We start from the raw sequence: 17705 nt of genomic DNA, 5'->3' as shown, positions 1-17705 counted from the left end.
AATCAATAAATTCTATATTTTCTTAAATGGTTCATGCGGAGTCGTGGGGGAGTTACTCCTCCCCCTATTTTGTTAGGAGGCCTGTTATGATATCGGTAACAAGATTAAATGGAACACCGATGTGGATCAATGCCCTACTGGTCGAAATGGTAGAAGAAAGCCCGGATACATATATTACGCTCGTAACCGGAAAAAGACTGATCGTTCTCGAAAAAGCCGATGAGGTTATTACGAAGATCCGGGATTATAACAGGGACATAGGCACATATGCTGCCACCATTAAAATCCAGTCAATGGAGGAGCTAACATGAAAAAGATGATGCCGTGGCTCATCACGATATTACTAGCGATTACTCTGATCGTGGTCGCCGCATTTTTACTAATGGACAGGATCTTTCCGAAAGATACGAACGAGGTAAGTGCTGCTGTTCAAAATGTGGAAACAAAACATTTAACTGCAGATGAAATCGTCGAATTGACGGCAGAGATCATTGATATCAAAACAAATCTTGCTGATCCCGATTTTATCCTTCAAGTAGATTTCGCCTTCCAACTGAGTTCTGCGAAATCAAAGGAAGAATTCGAAAAAATAAAAGAGATCAAAATCAAACCAATAATTATCAAGACGCTTGCAGATACCAAACCTGAGGACCTTAATGGAGCGAATGGAAAAGATCAGCTTAGCAGTAAGCTTATTAATCTGATCAATAAGACATTGACTGAGGGCCAAATTACTCAGATCGAAATCACCAAATTCCTTTTGGCTTCTGTGTAGCTTTATTCCTGATAATTCTTTGATGGGGGGGTGATTGAATTGGTTGATGTACTATCACAAAACGAAATTGATGCTCTACTTGCTGCACTTTCTTCAGGTGAGATGGACGCCGATGAACTTAAAAAGGAAGAAACTCAGAAGAAAATCCGCTCTTATGACTTTAAACGGGCTGTCCGCTTTTCCAAAGATCATATCCGCAGTCTTACACGGATACATGACAATTTCGCCCGTTATCTTACAACGTATTTTTCAGCCCAATTGCGCACCTTCGTTCAGATTAATGTCGTTCAAGTAGAGCAGCTCCCTTATGATGAATTTATTCGCTCCATACCGAAAATGACGATATTGAACATTTTTGAAGCAGAACCTTTAGAGGGCCGCATGGTAATGGAAGTTCATCCTAACATTGCTTTTGCTATGCTGGACAGGTTGCTTGGAGGCTTTGGAACTGCACCTTCTAAGATTAATGCTCTTACTGAGATCGAAACAACAATTATGGAGCGCATCTTTAGTAGATGTTTTGAGAGTCTGCAGGAGGCTTGGAAAACGGTGCTGGATATTCATCCGCGGATGGAAGCTCTTGAGACGAATCCGCAGTTCATGCAGATTGTATCGCCCAATGAGACCATTGCATTAATCTCTCTAAGTACCAAAATTGGAGACACAACAGGCATGATCAATCTTTGTATACCGCATGTCGTTCTAGAGCCTATCATGTCCAGACTTTCTGTTCACCAATGGTTTGTGACAGAGAAGAAGACGCGGGATGAAGATGAGCTTCTGGCCATTAGAGCTAGAGTTCATAAAGCGAAGCTGCCGATTGTTGCTGAACTTGGAGAATCGAGCTTATCCATATCTGAATTCTTAGGGCTTAGTGTCGGTGACGTGATTTCTCTCAACAGAAACGTAGATTCTGGACTGTCGATTAAGGTAGGGGAGAAGCTTAAGTTCATCGGAAGTCCCGGAATGGTTAAAGATCGGGTAGCCGTGCAAATAGACGAAATTGTCAATGAAGGAGTTGAAGAATTTGACGAGTAAAGATTATTTATCCCAAGAAGAAATCGACGCCCTTCTGAGACAATCTGCGGAGGGCTCATTAGCTCCTACGGAGAAAACGGTAGATGACTATCTAACACCGTTTGAACAGGATGCTTTGGGCGAAATTGGTAATATAACGTTTGGCAGTGCAGCAACAGCACTTTCCACTTTACTAGGGAAAAAAGTAGATATTACAACCCCTCAAGTTTCGATCATTACACGCGGGGAGTTTGAAATTGCTTTTCCTAAACCGCATGTAGCTGTTCACGTTCAATATGTGGATGGGTTTCAAGGGATTAACTCACTTGTTATTAAGATTAGGGATGCGCAGGTTATTGCCGATCTGATGCTTGGCGGTGCTGGCGAACCTAAGGATGAAGAGTTGAATGAAATTCATATTAGCGCTGTGCAAGAAGCTATGAATCAAATGATGGGTTCTTCTGCTACATCGATGTCTACGATTTTTAATCGTTTTGTTAATATCTCGCCTCCGGGTATCGACATTTTGAATATGTCCAGCGGAGAAGGAGTAGGCAGTCTGCCAGACGATGAGACCCTAATTCGTATTTCGTTCCGGCTTAAAATTGGTGATTTGATAGATTCTACTATTATGCAGCTCTTGCCTGTTCAGTTCGCAAAAGATATGGTGTCCATGCTTCTTGGTGATGTTAGTCCTGCAGAGGAGGAGGCAGCGGTCACAATGGCTGAAACACCTGCCATAACGAATTCTGCTGAGACACCACCTCCAGCACCTCCGGTGCAACAGGCGCCCTCACAGCCCGCAGGAGGAACGCAACCACCATATCCACCGCAGGGTATGCCACCGTATCCAGGGATGCCAGAAGGCGGGTATTATTATCCTCCAGCGGGTATGCCAGCATACGGAATGCCTGGGATGCCACCATACGGTATGCCACCGCAAGGGATGCCATATGGACAGACACCACCGCTTAATTCTGAGGCAAATCGCAATGTAAATGTACAGCCTGTGCAATTTGCAAATCTGAATGGTGGGGCCTTTGGTCATATTGATGAAAATAATTTAAATTTATTGATGGACATACCGCTTAGAGTAACCGTAGAATTAGGAAGGACCCAGAAGCAGATCAAAGATATTTTAGAAATGTCACAAGGCTCAATTATTGAGCTGGACAAGCTCGCAGGTGAGCCTGTAGATATTTTGGTTAACAACAAGCTTATTGCCAAAGGTGAAGTCGTTGTTATCGACGAAAACTTTGGCGTACGCGTTACGGATATCGTCAGCCAGTGGGACCGAATTCAGAAATTACAATAAGCATACTTAGGGAGGATTTTGTAAAAATGGCTAACCGAATTCTAATCGTGGACGATGCAGCATTTATGAGAATGATGATCCGTGACATTTTGTCGAAAAACGGATTTGAAGTAGTGGGCGAAGCTCAGGACGGTTCTCAAGCGATAGAAAAATTCAAGGAACTGCGTCCGGACCTCATCACGATGGATATTACTATGCCTGAGATGGACGGAATCGCCGCCCTGAAAGAAATCAAAAAAGTAGATCCGGCTGCAAAGGTTATTATGTGTTCAGCCATGGGCCAGCAGGCTATGGTTATCGATGCAATCCAAGCAGGAGCTAAAGACTTTATCGTGAAGCCTTTCCAAGCTGACCGGGTTATCGAAGCTATTAACAAAACGTTGGGCGCGTAGGATAAAGTCATGTTATATTCCGAAACGCTCGGAAGCAGTAACACCCTGCTGAATTTGTTTAAAGTTATTATTGTCCTGGCGATAATCATTGTACTTATAGTGGTACTAATTCGTTTTCTTGGACGACGTAATCAGACCTTTATGAGCAACCGTTCCATAAGAACGCTTGGTGCAATTGGGCTTGGACCTAATAAGTCGATGCAGGTTATCGAACTGGGAAGCAGTCTTTACTTAATCGGGATTGGTGAGAATATATCCATTTTGGATAAAGTCACCGATCCGGATGAGGTAGCATTGATCATTGCGGCATTTGAGGATCAGTCCTCTAACCAGAATAATTTCCTCGCACCGCTTATTGCCAAGGTTAAGGTAAAGCTGCGTGGGGAGGTTCCATCTCAGGAAATTGAACTTAGTGAAACATCATCTTTTTACGAGACTCTGCAATCCAAGCTTCGTTCTGCACCAGAGCGTAAAGAGAAAATGGAAGAGCTGCTTCGGGATGATGTTACTAAGGATGAGTCGAGGAATATATGAAAAAGAAGCTAATTCTTGCTATTCTGCTGTTCGGTATTATCAGTGTGGTTATGATGACGCCGATACATGCTGATCCTATACCTAATGTTAATATTCAGGTCGGTAATGAAGGTTCAAGCAGTGGTACCAGTTCCATATCAATTCTTCTTCTTGTTACGGTTCTGAGTATTGCTCCGGCGTTTCTGGTTCTTATGACTAGCTTTACTAGAATTGTAATCGTATTAGGTTTTGTGAGAACCTCGCTGGGTACTCAGAATATGCCTCCGAACCAGGTGCTGGTAGGACTTGCTCTGTTTCTGACCCTGTTCATTATGTCACCAACGCTGGCCACAGTGAATGAAAACGCGTTGCAGCCGTATATGAAGGGGACAATTACCCAGACCGAGGCTTTCGATAAAGCTGCTGATCCGATGAAAGAATTTATGTTTAAACAGACGAACACCAAAGATCTTCTGTTATTTATGAAATACACCGGTTATACCGGATCTACTAAGCCGGCTACATACAGTGATATTCCACTGACGGTGATGGTGCCAGCTTTCGCAATTGGTGAATTGAAAAAAGCTTTTACAATGGGCTTCTTAATTTTCATACCATTCCTGATTATTGATATTGTTGTGGCGAGCACACTGATGGCCATGGGGATGATGATGCTTCCCCCGGTTATGATTTCATTACCTTTTAAAATAATGCTCTTTGTACTGGTAGACGGCTGGTACTTAGTCATTAAATCACTACTTCTTAGTTTTAACACCTGACCTAAAGAGGAGGCATGAGGGATGAGTACGGAGTTTATAATCGGGCTAGCAAGCCAAGCCGTATATTTAGTGCTGGAAGTCAGCGCACCCATGCTGATTCTTGGTCTGGTGGTAGGGCTAATAATCAGTATTTTTCAGGCTACGACACAGATTCAGGAACAGACGCTAGCGTTTGTTCCCAAAATCGTCGCAGTGCTACTGGCTTTATTGCTATTTGGTCCGTGGATCGTCACGAAGCTGATTGACTTTACAAGCCAAATTTTAGGTAATCTCTACATGTATATTGGTTAAACAATGAACATGGAGACCATACTGCAAAGTTTACCCGTCTTTTTGCTTATTTTTTGTCGAATAACCGCTTTTTTTGTTGTCGTTCCTGTATTTTCTTCACAAGGGGTCCCGACAACCTTTAAGATTGGCATTTCTTTTTTTGTAGCATTGGTTGTCTTTAGTGCTAACGGAACAGGACTTACAATCCCGCAGGATTTCAGTTATATTTTGCTGATTGCCAGAGAGGTATTAATAGGTTTATTGCTAGGTTTCATTGGATATTTGATGTTTATGGCGATTCAGACAGCAGGTTCGTTTATAGATATTCAGATTGGCTTCGGTATTGCTAATGTCATTGATCCTATGACTGGAACATCTGCACCTGTTATCGGTAATTTCAAATATATGATTGCCCTGCTAATGTTTCTGAGCATGAATGGTCATCACCATCTGCTAGATGCTATTGTGTACAGTTATAAATGGGTTCCTATGAATAATGATTTATTTCTAGGCATGATTGACGGTAGTTTATCAGAGTTTCTGGTTCGAACATTTGTGCAGTCCTTTGTACTCGCTTTTCAAATGTCGGCTCCTTTAGTAACTGCGCTGTTTCTGACTGATGTTGGCCTTGCTTTCTTGGCGAGAACGGCTCCGCAATATAATGTATTTGTTATTGGGGTTCCGCTCAAAATCATTATAGGTCTTGCACTGCTTTTAGTGCTCATGCCTGGTCTGGCTGTGCTGTTTCAGAATCTCTTCGATATCATGTTCGAATCCATGGAGAATTTATTGAGTCTCATGGGGAAGAGTCCGTAGGTGACCGTAAGGGGAGCGTATTATGCCTAAGACGAAGCGGTATAGACTGGATCTTCAACAATTCGCCGGTGAAAAGACGGAAAAAGCAACCCCGAAGAAACGGCAAGATGCTCGTAAAAAGGGTCAAGTAGCCAAAAGTGCTGAGCTATCCGGTGCAGTTGTATTGTTATCAGCAGTAGTTAGCTTGATGATGTTTGGTGGTTTTATGAAAGAGCGCTTCATGAAGCTATATATGGATGTATTTCAGAATCAAATGACACTGGAGGTTACTCCTGAGAATATAACGCTGCTATTTAATCAATATGGACTACAAATACTGATTTTGCTAGCTCCATTACTTGGAATAGTTTTTGTTATGGCGCTGGTAAGCAATTTGGCGCAGGTGGGATTTATGACCACAGGAGAGGGGATCACCCCTAAATTCAGCAAGATTAATCCGATAAAAGGGTTCAAAAATATTTTCTCCATGCGTTCGTTTGTCGAGTTCCTGAAATCCATATTTAAGCTTCTAATTATCGCTTATCTGGTATATAGCACTTTATGGGGAGAAAAGAAGAACTTTGCATCCCTGTCGCATATCAGTGCGGAGGGGATTTTTAAATTTGCGGCCAAGCTGACGATGAGTCTTGGTTTGAAAATCGGGGCTGCCCTATTGGCTATGGCTTTTCTGGACTACATGTATCAGAAGTACGAGCATGAAAAAAGCCTGAAAATGTCCAAGCAGGATATCAAGGATGAATACAAAAAAATGGAGGGTGACCCTCTAATCAAAGGTAAGATCAGGGAACGCCAACGTAGAATGGCCATGCAGCGTATGATGCAGGAAGTTCCAAATGCGGATGTAATCATTACGAATCCTACGCACTTTGCTGTTGCGCTTAAATATGACGGTACCAAGATGGAAGCGCCGCAGATTATAGCAAAAGGGCAGGATTATGTAGCACTTCGCATCCGGGAGCTGGCTAAAGAGCACGGCGTCGTGACTATGGAAAACAAACCGCTGGCACGGGCATTATTCCAAAGGGCAGAGATTGGAGATGTCGTTCCAAATGATCTGTTCCAGGCTGTGGCTGAAGTGCTGGCATATGTATATAAGCTTAAAGGTAAGAGGAGATAAGGCGGGGGGGTTAGGACATTGAAAGCTAAAGATTTAACAGTTTTGCTAGGCATCATCGGGATCGTGCTTATGATGATTCTGCCTATCCCGTCCTGGCTATTGGACGTTTTGCTTGTTATTAACATCTCAATCGCATTAATTATCATTCTGGTTGCTATGAATACGAAAAATGCACTCGAATTTTCAATTTTCCCTTCATTGCTCCTAGTAACCACACTGTTTCGTCTGTCACTTAACATCTCGACTACAAAACTGATCCTGACTTATGGAGATGCCGGTTCAGTGGTATCTACTTTCGGTAGCTGGATCGCTGGCGGACAAATTGCTGTTGGATTTATCGTGTTTCTGATCTTGGTAGTAGTTCAGTTTATTGTTATCACCAAAGGTTCAGAGCGCGTAGCTGAGGTAGGCGCTAGATTTACCTTGGATGCGATGCCCGGTAAGCAAATGAGTATTGATGCCGATCTTAACGCAGGCATGATTAACGAAACCCAGGCACGTGAGCGTCGTCGTAACGTAGAACGCGAAGCGGATTTTTTCGGAGCCATGGACGGTGCGAGTAAATTCGTTAAAGGAGACGCGATTGCGAGTATTATCATCTTGCTGATCAATCTCATCGGTGGATTTATCATCGGTATGATGGTTCACGGGATGGACTTTGCTACTGCGTTATCCACTTATTCTGTATTGACCATCGGGGACGGTCTCGTCAGTCAAATTCCAGCTTTGCTGATTTCGACAGCAGCCGGCTTGATTGTTACTAGAGCTTCTTCGGAAGGTAATCTTGCAGAAGAGCTGACAGGACAGTTATTGTCTTATCCGAAATTGTTGTATATTGTCGCAGTTACGGTAGCTTTTCTTGGACTCTTTACACCCATACATATGATTACAACGCTCCCATTGGCCGGTTTGCTGGCTTTTGCAGCCTACCGTATGGGACAAAATTTAAATAAGAAACAGATTGCCGAAGAGCAACTTGTTGAAGAGAAGCAGATTGAAGAGGTACGAAGTCCGGAAAGTGTCATTAATTTGCTGTCGGTTGATCCCATTGAATTCGAGTTTGGTTATGGTCTTATTCCTTTGGCGGATACAGGTCAGGGAGGCGATCTGTTAGATCGTATCATCATGATTCGACGGCAATGTGCCCTAGAAATGGGTCTTGTAGTACCTGTTATTCGCATTCGCGACAATATTCAACTAAAACCGAATGAATATGTCATAAAAATTAAAGGAAATACAGTCGGCGGTGGTGAATTATTACTTAATCATTACCTTGCAATGAGTCCAGGATATGATGATGAATCTATAAACGGTATTGAGACCATCGAACCATCCTTTGGGCTTCCAGCATTATGGATTGATGAATCGGTTAAAGAGCGGGCTGAATTGTCCGGCTATACTGTAGTTGACCCTCCATCTGTTGTCGCAACACATCTGACGGAGTTAATCAAACGTCATGGACATGAGCTGATAGGAAGACAAGAAACTAAGATGCTGGTGGACAACCTTAGGGATAATTATCCAGTGCTCGTCGACGATCTTATTCCTTCCGTATTGGCGATTGGGGATGTGCAGAAGGTTCTTGCTAAGCTGCTTCGTGAAAAGATATCGATCAGAGATTTGGTTACGATTTTTGAGACATTAGCGGATTATGGGACATACACCAAGGATCCGGATATTCTCACTGAATATGTTCGTCAGTCCTTATCCAGACAGATTACTCAGCAATTCTCACAAGTAGGAGAGACACTGAAAGTCATCACAGTTGGACCTAATCTTGAAAAGAAAATTTCCGAGAGTGTGCAGCAATCTGAACAGGGAAGTTATTTGGCCCTAGATCCAACTTCGACACAAACGATCTATCAGCGGTTAAGTGAACAGATCAATCGATTGCTGCAGACAGGGCAACAGCCAATAGTGCTCACATCACCAACTATTCGTATGTATTTGCGGCAGGTGATTGAACGAACGATGCAGGACATTCCTGTACTGTCTTATAGCGAGCTAGAGCCTAACATTGAAATACAAAGCGTCGGAGTGGTGAATTTATGAGAGTGAAGCGTTACGTGGTCGATTCGATGCCTGACGCCATGCTCTCCATTCGCAACGAGCTTGGGAGCGAGGCCGTCATTTTAAGTACAAAGGAAATCAAAATCGGCGGATTTTTAGGGTTATTTAAGAAGAAAAAAATAGAAGTTGTAGCTGCAGTAGAAAAGGCAGAGAAGAATAATGTTCTAAAAAAGCCGGCTGCGCCAGCGATGAACATTCCACGGAGTGCAGTACCACAGGCTTATCAAAAAGCGTCATCTGCTTCCACTACACCTTCTATACCTTCCGTACCTTCTGTTTCATTAGAAAAGCCAGAAGAGTCACGGACGTTTGCTGAGATTGCCGCAGCCTTATCGGAAGCTATCAATGTACAAGAATCGATAGCCAAGCATCCGGAGCCAGTACCTGAGCAAAAACTTCCTGAATTAAATCTGGAAGATGCACCTTCTGTATCAGCGTTGTATGAATCATTAGGATTAGAACAATCGCCAGAGGTTGCCACTGCTCTCGAAAATGATGTTCTTCGTGAGATTAGAGATATGAAGCTCTGGATGGAGCGAATTGCCAGACAATCCTCAGGTGGAAGAGAACTTCCAGACAGTCTGCAGGAGCTACGGGATCTTTTATTAGAGCAAGAAATGGATGCTGTGCTTGTTGAGGAATGGATCAGTAACATCTCGGAACGTTGGGTAGATGAAGGGCGTACTTGGGGACCAGAGAAATTTATGGGATCTCTTAAAGAACAGATTGATGGTTTCCTGACGGGACGAATTGCTGATGGAATTGCCCGGGATACTCAAATTGTATATATTGCCGGACCCACTGGAGTTGGAAAGACCACAACCATAGCTAAGCTTGCGGCAGAACAGCTATTTAAGCACGGACGCAAGGTAGGTTTTATCACCTCCGATACGTATAGAATCTCAGCTGTTGAACAGTTGCGAACCTATGCTGCTATCCTCAATGTTCCACTGGAGGTTGTCCAATCGCCAGGAGATTTGCAAAGAGCACTCTTTCGCTTGGAGAGTTGTGATCTAGTATTAATGGATACAGCTGGCCGAAATTATCGCAATGATATGCTAGTAGCAGAACTGCAAAGCTTGCTTGCGAAGGAATTGAGAAGTGAAACCTATCTTGTGCTTAGCCTGACCTCCAAAAGCCGTGATATGAAACTTATTGCAGAGCATTTCGGCAGATATAGACTGGATAAGGTTATTTTCACAAAGCTGGATGAGACGGGGAGTTACGGCCCGCTCTTTAATGTCCTGAATGACTTCCCACTTACCTTGTCTTATATGACTGATGGTCAAAATGTACCTGATGATCTGCTTATGGCTACCAAAGGACAGCTTAGTGAGTTGCTTCTTGGAACAGGTGAAACATGATGGATCAGGCACAATCCTTAAGACAGCTTGTATCCAGTCAGGATTCTAAAGTAGCTGTAAGAGGGGGATCATCCGCCAGGATCATTACGGTGTGTAGTGGTAAAGGGGGCGTTGGTAAGTCGAATTTTACACTTAACTTCGCTCTAACTTTAAAGGCTATGGGCAAACGGGTTTTGCTGTTTGATGCAGATATCGGCATGGCTAATATAGATGTGTTGATGGGCGTATCGGCGAGATATAATCTTTATCATTTGTTAAAAAGAGAAGCGGATATCGAGCAGATTATTCAATACGGTCCGAATTCGCTCCCTTTTATAGCTGGTGGCTCTGGAATGGATGAGCTATTTACTCTTTCAGAGTCTGATCTTGATTATTTCACAAATCAGATAGCACTTATCGCGGACAGCATGGATTATATTTTATTCGATACAGGTGCTGGATTATCTAAGGAAACGATGAAGTTTATAACTTCTGCCGACGATTGCTTAGTCGTTACTACACCAGAACCAACAGCTATCACAGATGCATACGCATTAATGAAGGTTGTGAATCGTACCTATCCTGAGACTTCCTTTAAATTGATTGTGAACCAGGCAGGTGATGAAAGGGAAGCCATAGCGACAAGCGACAAGATCCGAATGGCCGCCAGTCGTTTTTTGCAATTAGATATTTCTTATCTTGGTCATATAAGCTCAGATGCCCATGTAGTGCAGGCTGTCAAAAGGCAAACGCCATTCACATTGGCTTTTCCAAACTGTATTGCTGCAAAGGATATACATCGGCTTGCCCTAAGTTATTTGACCATTGATTCTAAAAAGACCACAAAAGTCCAAGGGATTAAAGGCTTTATCCATAAATGGTTAAAGCGAAGTAAATAGTTGTTCTGAATTTGGGACAGAGGTGGAAATGATATGAAGCCATATAAAGTATTGGTTGTTGATGATTCGGCATTTATGCGCAAGATCATTTCCGATTTAATTGAAAATGACGCTGACTTTCAGGTGACGGCAACAGCAAAAAACGGTCGTGAGGCTATCGAAAAAATTAATGAGCTTCGTCCAGATCTGGTTACTATGGATGTAGAAATGCCAGAAATGAACGGCCTGGAAGCGCTGAAAATAATAATGGCCTCAGACCCTCTGCCAGTGATTATGCTGTCAGGGATCAATGAAGAGGGCATGAAGGAAACCATTCTTGCACTGGAATGGGGCGCTTTTGACTTTATTCGTAAACCTTCGATTACCAACTCTCAGGATATCATGGGAGTGGGAGAATCCTTAAGGGAACAAATGAAAGAGGCTATGATGGCCCGGGAGCAGCGCGAAGCACGTGCTTCTGCATTTAAGTTGCCAGACATACCGCCAGTAGAAGTCGCACCGCCAACTGTACCGAGAGTGATGCCCGGCAAACCCAAGGTAGAACCTAAAGCTTCACTCAAAAATGAAGTGACCAAAAAACCGCGGGTGAAGCAGCCGTTAGATCATACTGTTCCTAAAAGAGCAGCAAAACCATTAATCTCTACTCCACCACCTTTATCAGAAAAGAGTAATGCAAGGTCAAGAGTAGAGAATAACGCTACCCCACCAAAACCGTTGCCTAAACCTAAAGTGGAAGTGTCTTCTGACGCTCCTGCAAATCCTCAGGTCCGGAAGTATGGGAGTAATGATCTGCAAAAGTTGGTTGCCGTGGGGTGCTCTACAGGTGGACCACGTGCTCTAAAGGTATTTCTGGAGAAGATTCCTGCAGATTTTCCAGCGCCTATTGTTATTGTGCAGCATATGCCGCCTAACTTTACCAAATCACTAGCCCAGCGACTGAATACCTTCAGCCCGCTAGAAGTGATTGAAGCTGAGCAGGGGATGATATTGCAAAAAGGAACTGCTTATATAGCACCTGGAGGCTATCATTTACAAGTTGTCCCATCCTCTAGAGGGCAATATGCGGTTGTACTCACAAAGGAGGAGGCACGTAATGGCCATCGACCTTCTGTGGATGTTTTATTTGAATCATTGCTGCCGCTCACATCGTTAGAACGTCATTTGTTACTAATGACAGGGATGGGTAGTGATGGGGCAAGAATGATGAAATCCTTATACGACTCTGGGGTAACCTCAACCTTTGCTGAAAGCGAAGAAACTTGTGTCGTATATGGAATGCCGCGATCTGCGGTGGAATTACAGTGCGTCCAGCACGTACTGCCTTTGCAAGAAATTGCTCCAAGGCTGGTGCAAGCTGTTAAATAACAGAAAAGCGAACTCAAAGGGGAGGTGCTCACTGATGGACATGAACCAATATTTATCCATGTTTATTGATGAGTCGAACGATCATCTGCAGTCATTGAACGAGAGCATGATGGGGCTGGAAGCGAATCCTGAGGACATTAGTATTGTACAGGTAATATTCCGCTCTGCGCATACCTTAAAAGGTATGGCAGCAACTATGGGCTTTGAAGATTTGGCTTCACTCACACACCAAATGGAAAATGTTCTTGATTTGGTACGCAACAACAAACTGCGCATGCAGGATTTCATTTTTGATACGTTGTTCAAAAGTTTGGATGCCTTGGAGTCTATGGTTGAGGATATTACGGGAGGAGGCGAGGGTAAAGCGGATGTTTCGTCTATCGTCTCCTCCTTACAGGCTATAGTCCGGGGAGAGATTCCTGTTGCGGGTGGTGAGGCAGCTTCTGTCTCAGGAACTGCTGCACAAGCGGTTGAAACCCCGATTCATTTAGATGAGTTTCAATTTTCTGTTCTAGAACAGTCGATTCAAGAAGGACATCAAGTATTATATGTGGACGTAACCATTCGCAAGGATTGTCAGCTTAAGGCAGTACGTGCATATATGGTGTTTGATCTTTTGGAGCGTTCAGGTGAAGTGGTTAAATCCTTCCCATCCGTTCAGGATATTGAACAAGAGAAATTTGATCAAAGCTTCTCTCTCTATTACATAACTCAAAAAAGTGCTGATCAAATTCAGGCTATGATACTAAATCTGTCTGAGATTGATAAGGTATCGGCAGTAGCATTGGATCAAGACTCTCTGCAACAGCTGGGTCAAGAAACAGCAGCAGCAGCCTCTGAAGTGGCTGCCACGACTACTGAGGCTCCAGCAGCAGCTACACCTGCGGCTTCTGCCGCTAAACCCCTGCCAACCAAAGAAGAAGGGAACAAACCGGCAGCTCACAAAACAGGTGGGGCACCATCACGTACCATTCGTGTAGATATTGAACGTTTGGACGTGTTGATGAATTTATTCAGTGAACTTCTTATCGACCGTGTCCGATTGGAACAGCTGGCTTCTGAGGTTCAAAATGGTGATCTTACAGAAACGGTTGAGCATATGGGCCGGGTAAGCGGAGATCTCCAGAATATTGTAATGAAGCTGCGGATGGTTCCAGTAGATACAGTATTTAACCGATTCCCACGTATGATTCGTGATCTAGCCAAGTCACTAGACAAAAAAGTAGATCTTATCATCACAGGAGCAGAAACTGAGCTGGACCGAACGGTCATTGACGAAATCGGGGATCCGCTGGTGCATTTATTGCGTAATGCAGTTGACCATGGTATCGAATCCATTGCGGATCGTGTTGCTGCTGGTAAGCCTGAGACCGGAACGGTCTATTTGCGGGCTTTCCACAGTGGTAATCACGTCTTCATTGAGATCGAAGAAGATGGAACAGGGATTTATCCGGAGAAGGTTCTGAAATCTGCTGTGAAGAAGGGTGTTATAACACAAGAGCAGGCAGCCAGTATGTCGGACGATGAAGCTTTTCAGTTGTTATTTGCCCCAGGCTTCAGTACAGCAGAGGTCATTTCTGATGTTTCAGGCCGCGGGGTAGGGCTGGATGTAGTGAAATCTAAGATTTCTTCTTTAGGCGGCAATGTAACGATTTATTCTGCTCCAGGTAAAGGAACAAATTTCTCAGTGCAGCTGCCTTTAACTCTATCAATCATTGCTGCAATGCTTATCCGATTAGGTTCCGAGAAGTATGCCATTCCTTTGACCTCTATAGTGGAAACCGGAATCGTGAAGCAATCTCAGATCCGTACAATCCATGGCAATAAAATGGTAGAATTCCGTGATTCGCATATTCCTCTGGTTTCGCTAAGTCGTCTCTTTTCAGTACCAGATTATGATGAGAGTACCGAAGAAGAAACAGAAATCGTAGTGGTGCGCAAGGGAGAAAGATTAGTTGCCTTAGCAGTACAGGATTTTATTGGCCAGAACGAGGTTGTGATTAAGAATCTGGGTAAATATTTGCCTGATGTACAAGGAATATCTGGCGCAACCATTCTTGGTGATGGTCAAGTAGCACTTATTATTGATCCGAACGCTTTTATTAAATAACTAGGATAGAACAGGGAGGTTCATTCCATGGCTGAAGATATTAAAGTGATAGTGTTTAAATTAGGCGTAGAGGAATATGGAATTGAAGTTGAAAAGGTACAAACTATTGAGCGCATGATGCCCATTACTCGTGTACCTAAGACCTATTCATTTATCAAAGGTGTAATTAATTTACGTGGGGTTGTTATTCCTGTAATTGATCTACGGGGCCGTTTCGGCATCGAAGAGGCTGAACACACCGATCAGACAAGAATCATCATCGTGTCTGTTAATGAAATGGAAGTAGGCTTCATTGTAGACTCTGCAAATGATGTTATAGATTTGAACAGAGATTCTATTGATACACCTCCTGATGTTGTTGGCGGCATCAAGGCAAAGTATTTGGATGGGGTGGCCAAGATTGGAGACGAGCGCTTACTGATTATGCTTAACTTGTCAGAAGTGCTTAACAAAAGCGAAATCGTTCAATTAGAAAGCCTAGAGGGCTAACCTGTGGAACTATTTAAGCACTATAAAGATTTCAAAATGGATGTGCTTAAGGAAGTTGGGAACATTGGAGCTGGAAATGCAGCCACCGCATTATCACAGCTCTTGAATAAGCCGATAGATATGGCTGTTCCTAAGGTACAGCTCCTTAACTTTGAAGAAATAACAGATAAAGTTGGCGGAGCCGAAGAACTTGTATATGCGGTGTTTCTACGTGTGGAGGGTGAAGCTCCAGGTAACCTGTTTTTCATTCTGTCACCAGAAGCGGCTATGAACTTACTTAGTCGTATTGCGGGCATTGAGCTATCGAGTAATGAAGAGCTTGGAGAAATGGAGCTCTCTGCACTAAGCGAAATTGGCAATATTTTGGCAGGATCGTATCTTTCTTCTCTAGCAGATTTCACCGCACTTTCTATGTATCCAACGGTGCCGGCCCTTGCTATGGACATGGCTGGCGCTATCCTTAGCTACGGTCTGCTGCAATTCGGGCAGATGGGGGACGATGCATTGTTGATCGACACTACCTTCTTCGAAGGGAAAAACGAAATTGAAGGGCAATTTTTCCTTATTCCCGATCCGGAATCATTCCCGAAAATCTTCAAATCGCTAGGAGTTCCTTTTGAAAATGATTGAAGAACAAAGCATTATTAAAGTAGGGATGGCGGATCTTAACGTGGGTAGCCAAGACAGATTAATTCGTACCACAGGTCTTGGCTCCTGCGTGGGATTAACATTGTTTGACCCTGGAAAAAAGCTTGCAGGGATGGCGCATGTAATGCTCCCATCATCTGAGATTGCTAGGGAAGGGCAGTTAAACATCGCTAAGTTTGCAGATACTGCAGTGCCGGAGCTCTTATCCCGTCTGCTAGAGCTTGGGGCGGTTCGGAGCCGGATCGTAGCCAAGATGGCCGGAGGTTCACAAATGTTTGCCTTTGCCGGGGGGAGCGACACCATGAGGATCGGGCCTCGTAATGTTGAATCTTGTAAACTAGCACTTGAAAATTTAAAAATTCCGTTAATCGCAGAAGACACAGGCGGCAATTATGGCCGTACGATAGAAATAGCCTGCAACACTGGTATATTGTTTATTCGCAGTGTGCAAAAAGGCGCTAAGGAACTATAATTATGAATATGATTGGAAACATTTTGATAAACTTGGTGTCGGGTTTGGTAGGTTTCATATTTACCTTTTTTGTAACCTACAGTAACAATGTATTGGGTACTAGTTTATTAAGAAGCCTAATTGCATTTATCATCTGGTTTCTGCTTGCTTTCCTCGTAAGATGGGTATTGGGTTTTATTATGATTCAAACATCGCCTCCGGATGAAGTGGATACTGGTGGTGAAGAACTTGGGGCGAAGCTGGATATCAGCACGCCTAATGAGGATGAAGAATTAATCAATCTACTAAAACCGAAGCCAGGACAAGGAAACGAAAATAGCGAGGGATTTAAGCCTCTTACACCTCCTAAGCTAGTTTCGATGAAGGATCCTGAAGAATTGGCCAAGGCCGTTCGTCACCTGAAAGAAGAATAAGTGAGGGCTGAGGCGGAATCGGTGATCTTATTGGAAGGTACATTTCGCCGCGAATGCTCGCTGACTAAACTTTGGGAAGGGTGAAAGCTATTGAACGAGCGTAAAGCTTCTCAATTGGAAACTGACGAGCTATGGGAACAGTGGAAAGAACACAGAGACCCTGATGCCAAAAAGAAGCTGATAGAGAGTTATCTCCATATTGTTGATTATGTATCCAGTCGTTTGGCTGTGGGATTACCCAAAAATGTATCCAAAGATGATTTAGCCAGTAATGGGGTTATGGGACTAATTGATGCGATTGAGAAATTCGACTACAAACGAGGATTGCAATTTCAGACCTATGCGTCCTGGCGTGTGCGTGGTGCGATATTAGATTCATTACGCCAAAGTGATTGGGTACCTAGATCCGTTAGGGAAAAAGCTAAAAAAATTGAGGACGCTTATCAGCAGCTGGAGCAGAAGCACTTAAGGTCAGTTAGTGACGAGGAAATGAGCCAATACCTTAATATTAGTGAACTGGAATTTCAAAATATGTTGCAGGATGTGGCTGTGATGTCACTTTGTTCACTGGAAGACCCGATTCGTGAAGAGGAATCAGAGACCCGAATGTCCATACTGGTGGACGATAAAGCTAAGAATCCGGATAGCAAGGTAAATGAATTCTACTTGCGCGAAGCGCTCACCAAAGGTATTGAGAAATTAACGGTGAAAGAAAGGACCGTTGTGTCCCTTTTATATTATGAAGATTTATCTTTAAGTGAGATTGCTGAGGTCATGTCGTTATCTCCTTCAAGAATTTCGCAGTTGCATTCCAAAGCTATTTTGCGGCTGAGGGGAACGCTCGAGAAGAACCGTGATCTCCTTATGCAGAACGATTAACCGTTAGCGGTGACAAGGGGGAG

Annotated in this window: 20 protein-coding genes; all 20 read left to right on the top strand. The window is 43.5% G+C overall.

All coding sequences use genetic code 11. From position 1 onward, the window contains the following. Positions 1-86: 86 nt before the first annotated feature. Positions 87-311, top strand: a complete 225-nt coding sequence (locus tag MHH50_RS18720; protein WP_036688535.1) for a flagellar FlbD family protein — start codon at positions 87-89, stop codon at positions 309-311. Beyond that, positions 308-775 carry a flagellar basal body-associated FliL family protein gene (locus MHH50_RS18715; RefSeq protein WP_076100380.1) on the top strand — a complete coding sequence of 156 codons (468 nt, stop codon included), beginning with the start codon at positions 308-310 and terminating at the stop codon, positions 773-775. Before MHH50_RS18720 ends, MHH50_RS18715 begins: the two co-directional genes overlap by 4 nt. Positions 776-814: 39 nt before the next feature. Continuing rightward, complete coding sequence (fliM, locus tag MHH50_RS18710; protein WP_036688529.1) at positions 815-1813, top strand: flagellar motor switch protein FliM; 999 nt, start codon at positions 815-817, stop codon at positions 1811-1813. Continuing rightward, positions 1803-3107 (top strand): flagellar motor switch phosphatase FliY, encoded by a 1305-nt coding sequence (gene fliY / locus MHH50_RS18705; protein ID WP_076281606.1) that lies wholly within the window; start codon positions 1803-1805, stop codon positions 3105-3107. Before fliM ends, fliY begins: the two co-directional genes overlap by 11 nt. Positions 3108-3133: 26 nt before the next feature. Then, complete coding sequence (locus MHH50_RS18700; protein WP_076127811.1) at positions 3134-3499, top strand: response regulator; 366 nt, start codon at positions 3134-3136, stop codon at positions 3497-3499. A gap of 9 nt (positions 3500-3508) precedes the next feature. After that, on the top strand, positions 3509-4033 hold the full coding sequence (locus MHH50_RS18695; RefSeq protein WP_036688521.1) for a flagellar biosynthetic protein FliO: 525 nt from the start codon (positions 3509-3511) through the stop codon (positions 4031-4033). Continuing rightward, positions 4030-4791, top strand: a complete 762-nt coding sequence (fliP, locus tag MHH50_RS18690; protein ID WP_076220247.1) for a flagellar type III secretion system pore protein FliP — start codon at positions 4030-4032, stop codon at positions 4789-4791. Before MHH50_RS18695 ends, fliP begins: the two co-directional genes overlap by 4 nt. 21 nt (positions 4792-4812) lie before the next feature. Continuing rightward, complete coding sequence (gene fliQ, locus MHH50_RS18685) at positions 4813-5082, top strand: flagellar biosynthesis protein FliQ (protein WP_076220246.1); 270 nt, start codon at positions 4813-4815, stop codon at positions 5080-5082. 9 nt (positions 5083-5091) lie between these two features. Beyond that, entirely contained in the window at positions 5092-5877 is a 786-nt protein-coding gene (fliR, locus tag MHH50_RS18680; RefSeq protein WP_076220245.1) for a flagellar biosynthetic protein FliR, read from the top strand. A 22-nt stretch (positions 5878-5899) separates the two neighbouring features. After that, a complete protein-coding gene (gene flhB, locus MHH50_RS18675) occupies positions 5900-6994 on the top strand; it encodes a flagellar biosynthesis protein FlhB (protein ID WP_340033267.1) in 1095 nt (364 codons plus the stop codon). A gap of 18 nt (positions 6995-7012) precedes the next feature. After that, positions 7013-9046 carry a flagellar biosynthesis protein FlhA gene (flhA, locus tag MHH50_RS18670; RefSeq protein WP_036688509.1) on the top strand — a complete coding sequence of 678 codons (2034 nt, stop codon included), beginning with the start codon at positions 7013-7015 and terminating at the stop codon, positions 9044-9046. Then, positions 9043-10428, top strand: a complete 1386-nt coding sequence (flhF, locus tag MHH50_RS18665; protein WP_340033266.1) for a flagellar biosynthesis protein FlhF — start codon at positions 9043-9045, stop codon at positions 10426-10428. The genes flhA and flhF overlap by 4 nt, the downstream gene beginning before the upstream one ends. Then, positions 10425-11306: a MinD/ParA family protein gene (locus tag MHH50_RS18660; protein WP_076127818.1), complete on the top strand. Its 882-nt coding sequence runs from the start codon at positions 10425-10427 to the stop codon at positions 11304-11306. The genes flhF and MHH50_RS18660 overlap by 4 nt, the downstream gene beginning before the upstream one ends. 33 nt (positions 11307-11339) lie before the next feature. Next, positions 11340-12671, top strand: a complete 1332-nt coding sequence (locus MHH50_RS18655) for a chemotaxis response regulator protein-glutamate methylesterase (protein WP_076127819.1) — start codon at positions 11340-11342, stop codon at positions 12669-12671. 34 nt (positions 12672-12705) lie between these two features. After that, complete coding sequence (locus MHH50_RS18650; RefSeq protein WP_340033265.1) at positions 12706-14781, top strand: chemotaxis protein CheA; 2076 nt, start codon at positions 12706-12708, stop codon at positions 14779-14781. A 27-nt stretch (positions 14782-14808) separates the two neighbouring features. Then, a complete protein-coding gene (locus tag MHH50_RS18645) occupies positions 14809-15270 on the top strand; it encodes a chemotaxis protein CheW (RefSeq protein ID WP_036688501.1) in 462 nt (153 codons plus the stop codon). A 3-nt stretch (positions 15271-15273) separates the two neighbouring features. Next, positions 15274-15900, top strand: coding sequence for a chemotaxis protein CheC (locus MHH50_RS18640; protein WP_076182646.1), 627 nt, complete (start codon positions 15274-15276; stop codon positions 15898-15900). Beyond that, positions 15893-16390 (top strand): chemotaxis protein CheD, encoded by a 498-nt coding sequence (locus tag MHH50_RS18635; RefSeq protein WP_340033264.1) that lies wholly within the window; start codon positions 15893-15895, stop codon positions 16388-16390. Before MHH50_RS18640 ends, MHH50_RS18635 begins: the two co-directional genes overlap by 8 nt. 8 nt (positions 16391-16398) lie before the next feature. After that, complete coding sequence (locus tag MHH50_RS18630) at positions 16399-16803, top strand: hypothetical protein (RefSeq protein ID WP_076127910.1); 405 nt, start codon at positions 16399-16401, stop codon at positions 16801-16803. 90 nt (positions 16804-16893) lie between these two features. Then, positions 16894-17682, top strand: coding sequence for a FliA/WhiG family RNA polymerase sigma factor (locus MHH50_RS18625; RefSeq protein WP_076127824.1), 789 nt, complete (start codon positions 16894-16896; stop codon positions 17680-17682). Positions 17683-17705 lie beyond the last annotated feature (23 nt).

Origin of the sequence: Paenibacillus sp. FSL H3-0302, from assembly GCF_037982245.1 — a bacterium.
Classification (GTDB): domain Bacteria; phylum Bacillota; class Bacilli; order Paenibacillales; family Paenibacillaceae; genus Paenibacillus_AQ; species Paenibacillus_AQ odorifer.
The sequence above is the reverse complement of the archived record's forward strand: the minus strand, read 5'-3'. Positions and strand labels throughout refer to the sequence as shown.

Coding starts and splice junctions, on each gene's coding strand:
- MHH50_RS18720 (WP_036688535.1), top strand. CDS start 87: ATGATATCGGTAACAAGATTAAATGGAACACCGATGTGGATCAATGCC.
- MHH50_RS18715 (WP_076100380.1), top strand. CDS start 308: ATGAAAAAGATGATGCCGTGGCTCATCACGATATTACTAGCGATTACT.
- MHH50_RS18700 (WP_076127811.1), top strand. CDS start 3,134: ATGGCTAACCGAATTCTAATCGTGGACGATGCAGCATTTATGAGAATG.
- MHH50_RS18695 (WP_036688521.1), top strand. CDS start 3,509: ATGTTATATTCCGAAACGCTCGGAAGCAGTAACACCCTGCTGAATTTG.
- fliP (WP_076220247.1), top strand. CDS start 4,030: ATGAAAAAGAAGCTAATTCTTGCTATTCTGCTGTTCGGTATTATCAGT.
- fliQ (WP_076220246.1), top strand. CDS start 4,813: ATGAGTACGGAGTTTATAATCGGGCTAGCAAGCCAAGCCGTATATTTA.
- fliR (WP_076220245.1), top strand. CDS start 5,092: ATGGAGACCATACTGCAAAGTTTACCCGTCTTTTTGCTTATTTTTTGT.
- flhB (WP_340033267.1), top strand. CDS start 5,900: ATGCCTAAGACGAAGCGGTATAGACTGGATCTTCAACAATTCGCCGGT.
- flhF (WP_340033266.1), top strand. CDS start 9,043: ATGAGAGTGAAGCGTTACGTGGTCGATTCGATGCCTGACGCCATGCTC.
- MHH50_RS18660 (WP_076127818.1), top strand. CDS start 10,425: ATGATGGATCAGGCACAATCCTTAAGACAGCTTGTATCCAGTCAGGAT.
- MHH50_RS18655 (WP_076127819.1), top strand. CDS start 11,340: ATGAAGCCATATAAAGTATTGGTTGTTGATGATTCGGCATTTATGCGC.
- MHH50_RS18650 (WP_340033265.1), top strand. CDS start 12,706: ATGGACATGAACCAATATTTATCCATGTTTATTGATGAGTCGAACGAT.
- MHH50_RS18645 (WP_036688501.1), top strand. CDS start 14,809: ATGGCTGAAGATATTAAAGTGATAGTGTTTAAATTAGGCGTAGAGGAA.
- MHH50_RS18635 (WP_340033264.1), top strand. CDS start 15,893: ATGATTGAAGAACAAAGCATTATTAAAGTAGGGATGGCGGATCTTAAC.
- MHH50_RS18630 (WP_076127910.1), top strand. CDS start 16,399: ATGATTGGAAACATTTTGATAAACTTGGTGTCGGGTTTGGTAGGTTTC.